This window comes from Mucilaginibacter sp. GW822-FHT03E02 (genome assembly GCF_058801545.1).
The window spans coordinates 4,662,970-4,676,852 of sequence record NZ_JBXANJ010000001.1 but is presented as its reverse complement, the minus strand read 5'-3'; the positions used below and the strand labels follow the sequence as shown (position 1 = coordinate 4,676,852).

Genomic DNA, 13,883 nt, shown 5'->3' with positions numbered 1-13,883 from the left:
ACTTAAGACTTTGGGCTAAAGACTATCCGTCAATTTATCGTTGACACGACAGTAATACAAGAATTTTGTTATAGGTTACATTGATTGAATCCCCCGCTGGCTTAATTGCCAGGGGGATTTTTTATTGCTCCATTGTTGGGCCCCGAGCCGGCGGCTATGATAAATCAACAGCATCATTAATTTTGCTGTGAATTTGATGAACGATGCCATCCATTTCGTTGACCGTAACTTTCAGCAATTCAAATGCTTCTTCCTTCTCTTCGTTACCCTCGGCTATATCTACCAGGTACATCAGCCCCAGCATGGTAGCTACCGGCCGCCTGATCTCGTGCGAGCTTAGCCAGGCTATTTCTTTTAAAAATTCATTCTGCCGCTTATTTTCCTGGATGGATTGTTTTAAATCGTTGATGTCTTTAATAACCCCTATCAGCCTTACAGGCTCCTTTTGTTCGTTATAAATAAAATACCCTTGGTCCATAATGTATTTATACACGCCATTGCCGCAATTTATGCGGTACTCGCAGGCCCAGTTGGTTTTGCCTTCGCTTATAATTTTCTGCTGGCTTTTTACTACTTCGTCAACATCATCAGGATGGATGAGGTGGCGCCACCATGCCAGGTTGTATGCTATCCGGTCATAAGCAATATCAATCAATTGCGTTAAACTGGCATTGTAAACAATGGTATCTGCAGGGATGTTTAAATCATAAATCACATCCTTGGTGGCTTGTGCTAATAGTTCGTACCGTTCTACAGCTTCCTTTAGCTTAATATCTTTTAGCTTGTTTTCGGTTATATCCGAAAAGTAAACCGCAACGCCATCATCCGTTGGGTAGGCCGCCAGCCTAATCCATTTGTTTAATACCAGCGAATAATCTTCCATCCGTACAATCACCCGCTCTTCCAGCGCCTTTTGATAGTAAGGGTACATGCGGTTCCGCTCTTTGGGGAACAGCGTAAAAATACTTTCGCCAACAATTTTGGTAAATCTCCCGTTAACAATGTCTTCAAAAGCCTGGTTAATACGGGTAATGCACATGTTATAGTCTAAAGCGAAAAAGGCATCACTAATACTGTTCAGGGTATTTTCAAGGTTGCTTAAATGCCTGTTTTTTTCAACCTCCAGCTCCTTAAGTTCGGTAATGTCCTGCATCGAACCAATTACTTTCAGTGTCATGCCCGGTACGCTTTCTAAACGGGCCAATTGCCGCATATACCGGGTTTCGCCGTTTAGCACTTTGGTGCGGTGAGTAACATCCAGGGTTTTGCCATTGGTCATTAAATCGTTAAGCCCGGCAATCATCATTGGCCTGTCTTCCGGAAAAATATGCTCCAGGTAAATATCAAAGGGTTCCCGCTCATCATCCTTACTAATACCGGTAAGTGCGTACAACTCATCCGACCATAGCAGCTTACGGGTATCAGGAAAGTATTCCCAGCCGCCCACTTTTGATATCAGCTGCGTTTCTCTTAAATTTCGTTTCTTGTTTAAAATCTCCTGGTTTATTTTCTCCAACCGCTGCTCAAATAATAGCTGTTCGGTCATGTCCCGTACCATCACCAGCACATTTGGGCTGTTGTTGAAAGTTATTTTATGCGATGTAATACTTACCTGTATAACACTCCCATCCTTTTTAATATGCCGCCAGGTGCCGCTTAAATTCAGGTTAGGCGATAAGTTTCTGGCCGATTCAATAGCCTTTTCAGCATCTTCGGGCGGGCGGATGTCCAGGATGCTTTTTGTTAAAAACTCGGCCCTGGTGTAGCCGTATGTGCTAACGGCGGCATCATTAACCGAAACTATGTTAAGAGCCTCGTCATATATCCACATAGGCACCGGGTTAGCCTCGTACATATTGCGATACTGGCTTTCGCGTTGCAGAAGTTGCTTGTCGTTCCTTTTTATCAGGTAGTATAAAAACAAACCGCTGGCAAGTACAAAAAAATACCCCTTGGCACTGCTAATAAGTAAAACCTGTTCGCGGGTAAAATTATCCTGCAGTTGGAAAAGCAAACGATCGCCAAAAGTGATCCAGAGCAAACTTATAATGATGTAAATAAGGGCTATCCGTAAAGCTCCGTGCCGCATTAGCTTCGGGTTAAATTATTTAATTAAATTAAACGTTTAAATACAATATTGGTTACAATAAATATCTATACGTGTATGCTGTCAATGTAATGAATATATATCTTCAAACGTCAAAAGCTTGTAAATGCAAAGGGAATGTGACAATTGGATGCGGGTGTTTGATCCCCTTCATGCCGTTGCCTGCGGCCCGCGCTATCTGCTCATACGGCACAGGCATTAGGCGCGAGGCCGGTATCCGCGCCTATCGCTAACGGGGGAAGGGTAGCGAGCTGTACCCGGTTTTATCAATTGTTTTAAATATCTTTAGAAACGAGAACTATTTGTTTAATTGAAAACCTATTCCAATTTATAGCGATTAGGAGGGCTTTAGCAACCAATAACGTTTTTTCACAAAGACTTTATGTTTGGTGCCCAAAAGAACAAATGGGGACTCCAGGAAAAAACCTCCTTAAGAATTTATGCTAAACGCTAATCATAATAGCGACATTAACAATTACAATGCTTACAAATCGCTATAAACTTAATTTATTAAACTTTATACTGCGGCCGCGCATGTTTATCAAGGTTGCCGACGAAAACAGCATAGTAAGTTTTATTGAAGGTTACGAATTTGGTCAAAATTTGGAATGTGATTTCACCGAACAATTGAAAAAACATTTGATAAATAATTTTAAAATAACCTATAGCAACGATGGATGGCCTGGGCAGATTACACGTTACTCGAAAAAGAAGTCAATTTCGTGGGTAACCACTTTTAGACAGTTTGGGCTTGAAATATTAACTTCTGACGAAAATGGTGGGTTAACCGAAGAAATGCAGGAATTAATTAAAATGAGGATCCAAAACTTAATCAAAAACATAGGCTGCGAAAACCCTTGGTTTAAAGAAGAGTGGGCTAACGAATGCATTGCATTATTTGCAATAAAAAGTACATGGTTTAAAAATTTATGGAACAAGTGGGAATATGCCGCATTAAAATCAATCCTTAGGGTGATTAAACAAGGACAAGCTTTTGAAGGGCTGTTTTTTAAGCCAACAAAAGCCCTTTTAGATTTAAAGACTAAATTTACCGGCGACTGAACTTCTGTGGAAATCTATCAAACCCGAACACCGTAATCCAATTCAATATTAACTTCAAAAGTAACGTTTGTTGCCCCATCAATCGTTGGCACAGCAACCATTAGTATCGGAGATTCCAATCCGGGTATATCCTCAACAACAGCCCAGCCATCCGCCGCCCATACCGCTATTTTAGTTAACATTTGAGTTGGGAAATAATATTGGGCAGTAGCATAGTAAGCCGTATCTTTTATTTTTAAAGTGATAAAAGGATCAACCATATCGGCAGTCGCATTCGTAGTGCTAATAACCGGGCGCTGATAACATTGCTGGTCGGTAGCCCCCTCCACATTAAAAGTATTTATCCAGATGGGGTATTGGAGGTAATCGTTAATAGTAATATTTTCTTCCAGCTTTGCAGTACCAGTGATGTAACTCATGGCACAAAAATAGATAAAGAATTTTTCTTATTGCGCAATGATGCTGACCTCAATGGAGCTATGCGTTAAAACAAAGGCTCACTGATCTTGAACTTACAAAACATCACTCTCTGTTAACTTTCTAAATGTGAGGCTTATCCTTTCACTTTGTGAATTATTTTTATCGGGCAACACGGCATGCAACCAGTGCTTTTGTACTTCTTGCGACATATAAAACAGGGTACCGGCGCCCAGTGTAAAATCAATTTCCCTGTTTTTGTCGATTTTATTTCTGAAGCGAATAATGCGAGGGTCGCCAAGCGACACTATGGCTATTCCGGTGCCATGAACCAGTTGGTCAACCTGATCGGAATGAAAACCCATTTTTGAATCGCCATTTACGTAGTAATTAACCAGGCAATTGTTCGGGAAAAATCCGGTTTTATGACTAACAAAATCCTGAAGTGGATACAAGTATGGGGGCATGGCACAAAATTGATATTCCTGTCCCGAATAATTATAGGGAACGCCATAACTAACCGTCTTCCGCGAAACCATTGAATTGTCCCAAGCCGTATTAAGCTTAATCATCTCAAAAAGCCGGTTGTCAAGAGACGGTATTTTCACCATCATAATTTCATTTGCCAGCTCCATTGCTCCATTTTCCATGTCAAATTCCTTGATTATTAAATGTAATCAAATAAAGGAAATTTAACATCGCCGGTTAATCGAAATTATCGACCAGCAACCCATTTGTGCCGATGAAACCTTATCCACTATACTAAAACATCCCTCCGTCCCGGTGATTTGCCCCGTGGTCGATTATTTCTTTATGCCCGTCTATCGCGTTTTACCAAACGGTTGTATTGGTTTTTATTTGGGGCATGAAACTAAAAGTACAATTCCTGCTGTTGTTCCTTTTACCATTCACCATGGTAAAGGCCGCAAATATAATTACCGATGCCGGCACCGGCATTACCGGAACTGTTATCGATTCGGTGAGCCAGAAACCGGTGGATTATGCTACCGTATCTGTTTTTGACCAGGCAAGCAATAAGGTTGTAAACGGCACCATAACTGCCACCGATGGTAAATTTACTATTGATAAATTGCCGGCCGGCACTTACCGCCTCAGGATAAACTTTTTGGGCTATGCCAATAAAACCATTGCCAATATTAAGGTAGATGGCGGCATGCTTAAACTGGGCCGTATATTACTTAGCCCCGATAGTAAACTGCTGAATGAAGTACAGGTTACCGGTAAAAAAGCATTGATTGAAGAAAAAATAGACCGCACTGTATATAACGCCGAAAATGATTTGACTGCCCGCGGCGGCGATGCAACCGACGTGATGAAACGCGTACCCATGGTATCTGTTGACCTTGACGGTAATGTGAGCGTACGCGGCAGCTCAAACATTAAAGTGCTTATCAATGGCAAACCTTCGGCCATGGCTTCGGCAAGCGTATCTGACGCGTTGAAGCAAATCCCTGCCGATTTGATTAAAAGTGTGGAGGTCATCACTTCGCCATCGGCCAAATACGATGCAGAAGGATCGGGCGGAATCATTAACATCATCCTGAAACAAAACACACTGCAGGGGCTTACGCTAAACTTAAACTCGGCAGCCGGCACACGCGGCGCCGACCTGGGCCTTAACGGCGGGTACAAAACAGGAAAGCTTACCTTTTCATTAGGTGGTTTTGGGCGTACAGGCTACAATATCCCCGGCGAGTTTAACAATAGCCAAACAGTAACCAGCCTTACTACGGGTGATGCCTTGCTTACCACCCAATCGGCCAATACACACAACAAATATTTGTTTGCCCGGTATAACGCGGGGCTTGATTATGATATTAATGAGCATAATTCGCTTAGCCTTGGTGTGGTATTTGGCGCCAACAACCATCCTACCACACAGGACAACTTTTTAACCAACAGCTACCTGAATGATGTACTTACCGGTTCATCGCTGCAAAAAAACAAGATCACCAACAACTCCAATTCGGTTGATGCAACCCTAACTTATACCCTGACAGGTAAAAAACCCGACCGCGAGTTTAGCTTCCTGACAGAGTACAGCCAGAATAACCGCCACAACAACTTTGAAAGCATTTTTCTTGATCAAACCGATGGGGCATCAACAGGAGGATTAAAAAACAATAACAACAGCATCAATAAAGAGCTTACCCTTGAGGCCGATTACCAAACGCCGCTTGCTAAAAACCAGCTGCTTGAATTTGGCGCCAAGGAGATTATAAGAACAGTAACCAGCGATTACACCTACCTTTCGGCAGCCGATGGTTCGCTCAATTATCAGCCGGTATCGTCGGCCAGCCTGTCAAATGCGTTTAATTACAAGCAAAATGTGGCATCGGGATATGTATCTTTTACCTTTAACCCCTTTAAAAATTACACCATTAAAGCCGGTACCCGTTACGAGTACACGGCTATCAGCGCCGATTTTCAGAGCGGGCAGGCAGTCAGCATCCCCGATTATGGCATTCTGGTACCCAGCCTCAACATCAGCAAAAAGTTTGATAATGGCGATATGATTAAACTGGGCTACAACCGCCGCATCCAGCGCCCGTCTATCGAGTTTTTAAACCCCAATATCCAGGCATCCAACCCACTGAATATAACCAGCGGTAACCCTGGCCTGCAGCCCGAGTTTACCAATAATTTTGAACTGGCCTACAGCACCAATATCAAAAGTAACCATTTCAATATTTCGGCTTTTATGCGCAATACCAATGATGCTATCCAAACCATCCGTACAAGCAGCGGCGATACTATAAAAACCAGCTATCAAAATCTGGGCAAACAAAATGCCTATGGTATGAGCTTATCGGCCAATCTTACGCTCACCAGCAAGCTGAGCCTCAATGGCGGCCTTGATATGTACTATTTAGATTTGGATAACCAGGACCCCGACCCGCTTTTCCGCGCATCAAATCATGGCTGGGTGGCCAACTACCGCATATTTGGCAGCTATGACCTGTCAGACAAGTACTCGGTACAGGCATTTGCTTTCCGCCGCTCGCGCCAAATACAGCTACAAGGTTACCAGGGTAGTTTCGGGGTGTATAATTTAAGCTTTAACCGGAAGTTTGCCAATAAAAAAGGCAGCATCGGCATTGGTGCAGACAACTTTCTGACTAACGGGTTCAGGATACCTACTGTTGTTAATTCGGGCAATATTAACCAGAATGCCGTAAACATAATGCATAACCGCAGCATCGAGCTAACATTTACTTATAAGTTTGGCGGCTTGTCGGCAGAGAAACCTAAGAAGCCTAAAAAAACCATCAACAATGATGATTTGAAGGAAGGCAGCAGCAATAACAACAATAATTAATAAAAAACCGCCCCTCGCTTTGGTATCATACACCGGCGGCGGGCGGATAGCTTTTGGCTATACCTGGTTCATTATTTTCAAGCCCAATCCTAGTAGGGCGGCGAAAATTGGCAGGGCTAAGATTTACTTCTTTTAATATACTTTTTGTACAGGTACTCAGCATATCCCACGCTGATATAATCCGGAAACTTCCATTTGGGATAATACTGTCTTTGAATATATTTTACGGCGCTAAAAAACAGAATGGCCGCTATTAATAAAATGCCCAAACTCAATAGTATGGTACCAAGTATTACAACAATATCCATAATTTATTCATTTTTGGTTTGTACGCATCAGATAAAACAAAGGTTTCATTTGTTTCAATTAATAATTTTCGCCTTCAGGGCCATAATTAACTTTTAAACAAACTTATTAATAAATCTCCCGTAATTATATTCCACGGTGTAGTAAAATGCAAATTGTTACAGTAAATAGTACCAGTTAACAGGTAACGCAAACCACCCCAGGCTTACCGGAACACCAGTATACAGAGGATCAATATCCGTCGGCCCGCAAGTTAAAATATCGACAAGAGCTTGTTGAAGAAAAAAAAATTGCTAATTCAGCAAGGTAATTGATCCCGAAAACAATTGTTTGCTGTTTTTGCCCGATATAACGTAGTAGTATACGCCCGTGGGCACAGGCTGTCCGTTCTTGCGTCCGTTCCATGATGCAGTAGTGCCGGTGCTTTGGAAAACTATCGCCCCATAGCGGTTAAATACTTTTACCAGTACCGACGCATCAGTTTCCAGCCCTGTAATGTTCCATGTATCATTTTTTCCATCGCCATTGGGTGTAAATGCCGATGGAATATGAATATCCGGGCACGAGCTTATTACGTGTATCACCTTATCGCTGGGGCAACCGTTGGCATTTATTACGCTAAGAGTTATTGTTTGCGGATGATCGGCAATAAACGTATTGCCGCCCTCTGTGCCGTTCCAGGTGTATTTTGAAAAACCCGTGGGCGCGGTTATGGTAACCGGTGCGCCGGTATAAGTACAAAATGATGTATCGGCCATATTAAGCATAGCTACGGGTAAAAACTGCAGATCGATACCCGTAACTGCCTGGCAGCCCGCTGCCGAAGTTGCCGTTACGTTGTAAGTACCCGTGGTACTTACACTAATCTTATCGGTAGTTTCGCCGGTCGACCAGCTTACCGTGCTGCCCGCGCTATGCACTGCTGTAAGCTCCAGCGGCTGTCCCTCGCATAATTTAGTTGTAACGGCCTGGGTAATACTCACCGTGGGCAACGCGTTAAACGCCAACTGGTACATTGCCGAGTTAACAACGCAGGTACCCAGCGCCGTACTGGTAACAATTACCGAATAATTGCCCGCATCGGTAGTAGTAACTGTTGGCTTGTTTTGCCAGGCGCCTACCGTGGCTCCATCGCGCTGCCAGGTAATGGAATAAGCGGCATCGGTAGTAATACCGGCTTCAAGCTGGGCCACATCGCCTGTGCAATAGCTTACTTTATCAGGCGTAATTACCGGTGTTGGCAGGTTGTATACGTTTACCTGCACCTCTTTTGATGGTATCCAGGTGCCGGGGCAGGTACTTACCTCCACTTTATATTTGCCGTTTTGGGTAGTTGTAAGTGTTTGGGTTAAATTACCTGTAAGTACACCATCCTTGTACCAACGGTATTGATAGGCAATATCGCCCCCAACAGTTAACACGGCTGTGCCACCCTGGCAAACGTTTACATCGCCGGGGTAATTAAACGTAAATGTGGGAGCAGGTGTAAATACAAGATGATATACCGGCGACTCCTTAGAACAGGTATTAATGGGGTTGCGTACCGTAAGCATATAGGTACCCAACTCGCTCACGCTTATTGATGCCTTGTTGGTAAACTGTGTAAGCTCATGCCCGTTAAGGTACCAGTTTAACGAGTAATCGTTGCTGGCAGGCAGGTTTGAATTTAAAATGGCATTACTGCCACCGCAATGGGTAGGCTGATCAGGCACTATTTGCGGTTCGGGAAGATAAATTACATTAACCTGCACTTCTTTGGTTGAAACCCATACATCTTTTTCGGAGCTAATTTCGGCCCGGTATTTTCCTGTTACTTGTATGGAGTACAGCGTGGTAACATTGGTAGTTAGTACACCATCCTTATACCAGCGGTACAGGTATTCGGGATGGCCTTGTACCTGTAGCGTTAAAGGCACATTATCGCACTTGGGCAAAACATCGGGATAATCAAAACTAAATATCGGCGCTACGTTAATAATTTTTTTGCGGCTTGCAGACGTTTTCAAAGCGGCTTTGCGTGGTGACACGTGGTGAGCCGACACGAGTGCAACGCCCTGTTGGGCATTGGCTTGAGGAATAGCGATAAAGGCAGCCAGTAACAATAGTGTAAACCTGGCTATACGGTGTAAAGTCAATTTCAATCAGGGGTTTAGCAAATGTAGTTTTTATTAAAAACCATACACCTACCTTTTACCGAATATGTAAATTAATTGTTACGCTTTTGGCAAAAAAAGAGTCAAGAATCAAGAAAGTAGTCAGGCGGATACGTGAGATCTATTTACCCTTAGAATCTCTTTGCAAAACGCACCGAAGTCGCATGCCAGGCGATGAACTATTTTCTCATACAGCACAGGATCGAATCAAGGTATTAGAGCCAAGAAAAGGGGCTAATCCTCTGCACTAATGTACCAGATAGTACATTAAGAAATCTCCATATCCGCTTGACTGTCTTAACTCTTGATTCTTGACTCTTGGTTCTCCCCCCTCTTTTTTTGTAACAATTACGCAACAACCAATTCACTCAATAATATTCATAAAATCCGGGCGTTTTTAGGCCATTAGCATCTAAAATACCCCAAATTAATAATGAACATACAAGTTAACCTTGCCCAAATCCGCTTTAATACCGAAAGCGACGGCCAAAGCAAATGCTGGCGGCTGGTGCTGGATGGCGAAGAGATCCTGGTAGAATCTGTAAACATCCTGGCTCCTGTTTTTACCTCGCGCGATTGGATTGAGCCCATCAGCAAATTCAAACACCATATTTCTGTTGCCGATTGCCTCGTGCATATCGACGATGCCGGCGCGGCGCTGATTACAGCTGTTTAATCTGCTATCCTGTACCCATATCTTTTGGGTTCTCATTTTTGTCCCCTCAGGGTCTCTTTGAAAAAGGACCCTGAGGCAGCGTGCAAGGCGATGAACTATTTCAATTCAACGCCATCCTTCCACAGGTTTCTCTCCGAGAGAACCTGAGGGCTATTAAGTTAAGGAATTCACAGGTTGCTCCATCGGAGCAAAACATTTGTAGCACTTGTAAATCAACATTTTTGCGTGCCGTAGGTACGCTTCATAAGTTCCGTACCTACGGCACGGAGCATTATTTCTATCTTTTCTACAAATGTTATACCCCTACGGGGTTGAAAACGCTTTTGTCCCCTCAGGATCTCTTTGAAAAAGGACCTTGAGGCAGCATGCCGGGTAATGGACTATTTAAACACAACAAGCTGCCCTCTCTCCCACACTTTGTGCTCACAAATGAATCTGTTATCCTCAAATAATCAAAAACTGCATCTGTTATGCTCTTAAATATTTGATCAAATTTGTTGCATTAATTTAAAACCCGGGATCATGAAAAATTACACCATTACGCTATTGCTTTTATTGGCAATATCTATTGGCAGCAACGCACAAAATACAATTATGAGCACTACACAACAATCAAAAAAAATAGTAAGGGACTTTTTAGAAATCGTCCGTTCCGGAAAATCACCTGAAAGAGCTTCAGAATTTATGGCAGATTCTGTAAAAGCGCACCAGCTTAACGCTGAACACCAGGAAACCGTTGTCAGGACACCGGAAAACTACAGCCGGCATGTCAATGAATTCCTGCAAAGTTATGGCCGTTACCAATTTGAAGTAACCGAACTCATTGCCGGTAACGACAAAGTTTATGCCCGCTGGAAGCAAACCGGCAATCAAATAGGTGATGTGGATGAATTTAAATCTACAGGGCTGCCTGTAATTGAAATAGGAAGCGCAGTTTACAGGGTATCCAACGGAAAAATAGTTGAATACTGGATACAGATTGACAGGAAAGGCACAGAAATTCAGCTACAAAATAATGGGAAGGCTAAATCCGGAGAAATTAAAACTGGCCTACCCTTTTCTGATGCGTACATTTCCGGCGATGCATTGTATATATCCGGCCAGATTGGGATTGATCATACCGGTAACCTGGTAAACAACGGATTTGAGGCAGAAGCAACGCAGGTAATGGAAAACCTTGGCAATGTACTGCGCAAAAACAGGCTGCACTACCAGGACCTGGTCAATGTAACCATCTATCTTACCAGCATGGATAACTACGCCGCTACCAACCGTGTTTACAGCAAATATTTTCACCATAAATTTCCGGCCAGAGTTTGCATAGCCGTTAAGGAGTTACCACGCCAGGCGCAGATTGAAATTGCTGCGGTTGCGGGGTTTAATAACTAATATTATGTCACGCTATGTCCCCTCAGGGTCTCTTTGAAAAAGGACCCTGAGGCCGCATGCAAGGCGATGAACTATTTCAATACAACGCCATCCGCCCTCAGGTTCCTCTCCGAGAGAACCCGAGGGCACGGAAAATCATTTTCTTATGTCCCCTCAGGGTCTCTTTGAAAAAGGACCCTGAGGCCGCATGCAAGGCGATGAACTATTTCAATACAATAGGCATCCTCCCTCAGGTTCCTCTCCGAGAGAACCTGAGGGCACGGAAAATCATTTTAATATTACCAGCATTACGCAATACTAATCCCTTCTTTCAAGCGTTTCACATCATCACAATATTTATTAATTACCGGTGAAACCTTATCTTAAATTCCTCGCCCTATTGCAATTGCTGCTGTTAACCGCAGCCGCTAACGCCTTTGCCCCCCACATCGACATTAACCGCACCAGGCTAAAGGCCAAACAAAGCCTTGCTTTTTGCAAGCAGAAAGGCTACAATACCCGTTACTGTATTTTGATAGATATGAGCCTGCACTCGGGCGTTAAGCGTTTTATGGTTTGGGATTTTCGTAAAAACGATACCATGATTACCGGCCTGGTAAGCCATGGATGTGCCAGTGCGCCATGGTCGGGCGTGTGGACAAAAGACAAACCAGTTTTTAGCAACAGTGATGGCAGCCATTGTACCGCCCTGGGTAAATACCGGATTGAAGGCCGGGCCTATAGCGCCTGGGGCATCCATGTAAAATACTTTTTAACCGGGCTGGAGAGCACTAACAATAATGCCCTGATCAGGCAAATCGTGTTCCACTCCTGGGAAAAAGTTGCCGAAACCAATATATACCCCAACGGCACACCCGAAGGCTGGGGCTGTCCCGCCATATCAAACAATACCCTAAAAATTGTCGACGCGCTGATCAGGAAGCAAAAAAAGCGGATGCTGATGTGGATATATAGTTAGCAACGTTTCAACGATAAATTGACGAATTTTGTCCCCTCAGGGTCTCTTTGAAAAAGGACCCTGAGGCCGCATGCTAACCAATGATCCTTTGTACAACCGGCGTTCCGATAGGTTCTCCCTGCAAAAAATCTCGCAGGACAAAAGACCTCAAACCGAAAAACTTTCCAATATTTTATCAATGGAGGAGGCTAACGATCTATCCTTATCAGTAACGATATCGCCCTGATCATGAGTTGAAAGCCAGATTTCGACTTTATTCCATTCATTTTTCCACGCGGGGTGATGATTATTCGATTCGGCCAGCAAAGCCACCCGGGTCATAAAAGAAAACGCCTCCGAAAAGTCTTTAAATTTAAATGCCTTGTAAAGCTTGTTATCAATTTCCTGCCACATCATCTTTATTTTACCTCCATCTGTTTAACAGGCGAAATAACATCGTGTTTTATTTATATCTGATAAGTATCAATCCGAGAGAACCTGATGGAATGCAAGCAATTCACGCTGAGCCGCTTGCGCCGAAAAATAAAAATTCGTTCCTTTATATTAACCGGCAAAGCCGAGGGAATTGAAATTTCACATCCTCGGCAGGCTGCCCGCATTAGCGGCAATTTTTTAACGGGCCTTATAATCAATTCCTTAAAAATTGAACTACAACTATTATATACCTCAGGAGCCTTGTTTTAAGGATGCCATCCATGCAGTTTGGCAGGTTGATACCTTGCACCTGTTTCATAAGGAATACATTATACCCAAAGGCGTAATAGAGGTTATTTTCAACTTTAGCGATAGCTCATTTATCCCGGCCCGGCTTGGCAGTAAATTACATCATTTATCAAATTGCTTTATCAGCGGGTTCAATACCACGCCAATACAGCTTCATCTTCCCAAACAACAGGTTTTTTTTGGTGTCCTGTTTCAACCTTTGGCCGTAAAGGAAATTTTTAAGGTGCCTGCCTGCGAGTTTTTAAATATTACCGTCGACTTAACCCTGCTTAATCCGGCATTCAACTCACTTTGGCACCAACTTGCCGAACAAAATGATTTTGATGCGCGGGTATCTGTTTTCCTGGCCTGGCTCAGGCCAAATTTGATTGCCTGGCAACCCCGGGAACAACTAATGAATAGTTTTATATACGCACCTAATCAACATGATGCGTCGGTAACTGTCCTGGCAAATTCTTTATGTTATTCGCCCCGGCATTTATCAAGGAAACTTGTTGATGCAACGGGAATGAATACCGAAGAAATTTTACTTTACAAAAAATACCTGCACGCGGTGGATTTAATTCACCAGGGCGAATTATCGTTGACAGAAATTGCTTTTCAAAGTCATTTCGCCGATCAATCGCATTTTATCAAAACTTTTAAAGCTTACGCGGCAATAACACCCGGCGAATACAAACGGAACATGAGCAAAATAAAGGGGCATATTTATACAGATGTCCGTTAAATACAATTCTGCGGCCCATCCGGTA

The 13,883-nt window shown here is 43.2% G+C and carries 12 protein-coding genes; 6 read left to right on the top strand and 6 right to left on the bottom strand.

Translation table 11 applies throughout. The features are described from left to right. Positions 1 to 154 precede the first annotated feature (154 nt). Positions 155 to 2,089 (bottom strand): PAS domain-containing protein, encoded by a 1,935-nt coding sequence (locus AC1RM2_RS19490; RefSeq protein WP_492986830.1) that lies wholly within the window; start codon positions 2,087 to 2,089, stop codon positions 155 to 157. Between the two features lie 552 nt (positions 2,090 to 2,641). On the opposite strand from AC1RM2_RS19490, the gene AC1RM2_RS19485 reads away from it, so the two are divergent. Next, positions 2,642 to 3,169: a hypothetical protein gene (locus AC1RM2_RS19485; protein WP_274211342.1), complete on the top strand. Its 528-nt coding sequence runs from the start codon at positions 2,642 to 2,644 to the stop codon at positions 3,167 to 3,169. A 17-nt stretch (positions 3,170 to 3,186) separates the two neighbouring features. Here the strand turns inward: AC1RM2_RS19485 and AC1RM2_RS19480 are convergent, their stop codons facing one another. Both AC1RM2_RS19480 and AC1RM2_RS19475 read right to left on the bottom strand, forming a co-directional pair. Continuing rightward, the gene (locus tag AC1RM2_RS19480) at positions 3,187 to 3,588 is read right to left on the bottom strand and encodes a hypothetical protein (protein ID WP_492986829.1); all 402 of its coding nucleotides are present in this window, start codon (positions 3,586 to 3,588) and stop codon (positions 3,187 to 3,189) included. A gap of 93 nt (positions 3,589 to 3,681) precedes the next feature. Then, on the bottom strand, positions 3,682 to 4,236 hold the full coding sequence (locus AC1RM2_RS19475; RefSeq protein ID WP_492986828.1) for an alpha-ketoglutarate-dependent dioxygenase AlkB: 555 nt from the start codon (positions 4,234 to 4,236) through the stop codon (positions 3,682 to 3,684). A gap of 215 nt (positions 4,237 to 4,451) precedes the next feature. Here AC1RM2_RS19475 and AC1RM2_RS19470 point away from each other — a divergent pair, with 215 nt between their 5' ends. After that, complete coding sequence (locus AC1RM2_RS19470; protein WP_492986827.1) at positions 4,452 to 6,926, top strand: TonB-dependent receptor; 2,475 nt, start codon at positions 4,452 to 4,454, stop codon at positions 6,924 to 6,926. Between the two features lie 116 nt (positions 6,927 to 7,042). On the opposite strand, the gene AC1RM2_RS19465 is transcribed toward AC1RM2_RS19470, so the two are convergent. After that, a complete protein-coding gene (locus tag AC1RM2_RS19465) occupies positions 7,043 to 7,234 on the bottom strand; it encodes a hypothetical protein (protein ID WP_492986826.1) in 192 nt (63 codons plus the stop codon). A gap of 291 nt (positions 7,235 to 7,525) precedes the next feature. Then, the gene (locus tag AC1RM2_RS19460; protein WP_492986825.1) at positions 7,526 to 9,367 is read right to left on the bottom strand and encodes a T9SS type B sorting domain-containing protein; all 1,842 of its coding nucleotides are present in this window, start codon (positions 9,365 to 9,367) and stop codon (positions 7,526 to 7,528) included. Between the two features lie 451 nt (positions 9,368 to 9,818). Here AC1RM2_RS19460 and AC1RM2_RS19455 point away from each other — a divergent pair, with 451 nt between their 5' ends. The 3 genes from AC1RM2_RS19455 to AC1RM2_RS19445 all read left to right on the top strand — a co-directional run bounded on the left by AC1RM2_RS19455 (position 9,819) and on the right by AC1RM2_RS19445 (position 12,408). Then, positions 9,819 to 10,061, top strand: coding sequence for a hypothetical protein (locus AC1RM2_RS19455; protein ID WP_492986824.1), 243 nt, complete (start codon positions 9,819 to 9,821; stop codon positions 10,059 to 10,061). Between the two features lie 522 nt (positions 10,062 to 10,583). Continuing rightward, positions 10,584 to 11,450 (top strand): Rid family detoxifying hydrolase, encoded by an 867-nt coding sequence (locus tag AC1RM2_RS19450; RefSeq protein WP_492986823.1) that lies wholly within the window; start codon positions 10,584 to 10,586, stop codon positions 11,448 to 11,450. 349 nt (positions 11,451 to 11,799) lie between these two features. After that, a complete protein-coding gene (locus tag AC1RM2_RS19445) occupies positions 11,800 to 12,408 on the top strand; it encodes a murein L,D-transpeptidase catalytic domain-containing protein (RefSeq protein ID WP_492986822.1) in 609 nt (202 codons plus the stop codon). A 147-nt stretch (positions 12,409 to 12,555) separates the two neighbouring features. Here AC1RM2_RS19445 and AC1RM2_RS19440 read toward each other — a convergent pair whose 3' ends face one another. Next, positions 12,556 to 12,804, bottom strand: coding sequence for a 4a-hydroxytetrahydrobiopterin dehydratase (locus tag AC1RM2_RS19440; protein ID WP_492986821.1), 249 nt, complete (start codon positions 12,802 to 12,804; stop codon positions 12,556 to 12,558). Between the two features lie 247 nt (positions 12,805 to 13,051). Here AC1RM2_RS19440 and AC1RM2_RS19435 point away from each other — a divergent pair, with 247 nt between their 5' ends. Next, on the top strand, positions 13,052 to 13,858 hold the full coding sequence (locus tag AC1RM2_RS19435; protein WP_492986820.1) for a helix-turn-helix domain-containing protein: 807 nt from the start codon (positions 13,052 to 13,054) through the stop codon (positions 13,856 to 13,858). The last annotated feature ends 25 nt before the right edge of the window (positions 13,859 to 13,883 follow it).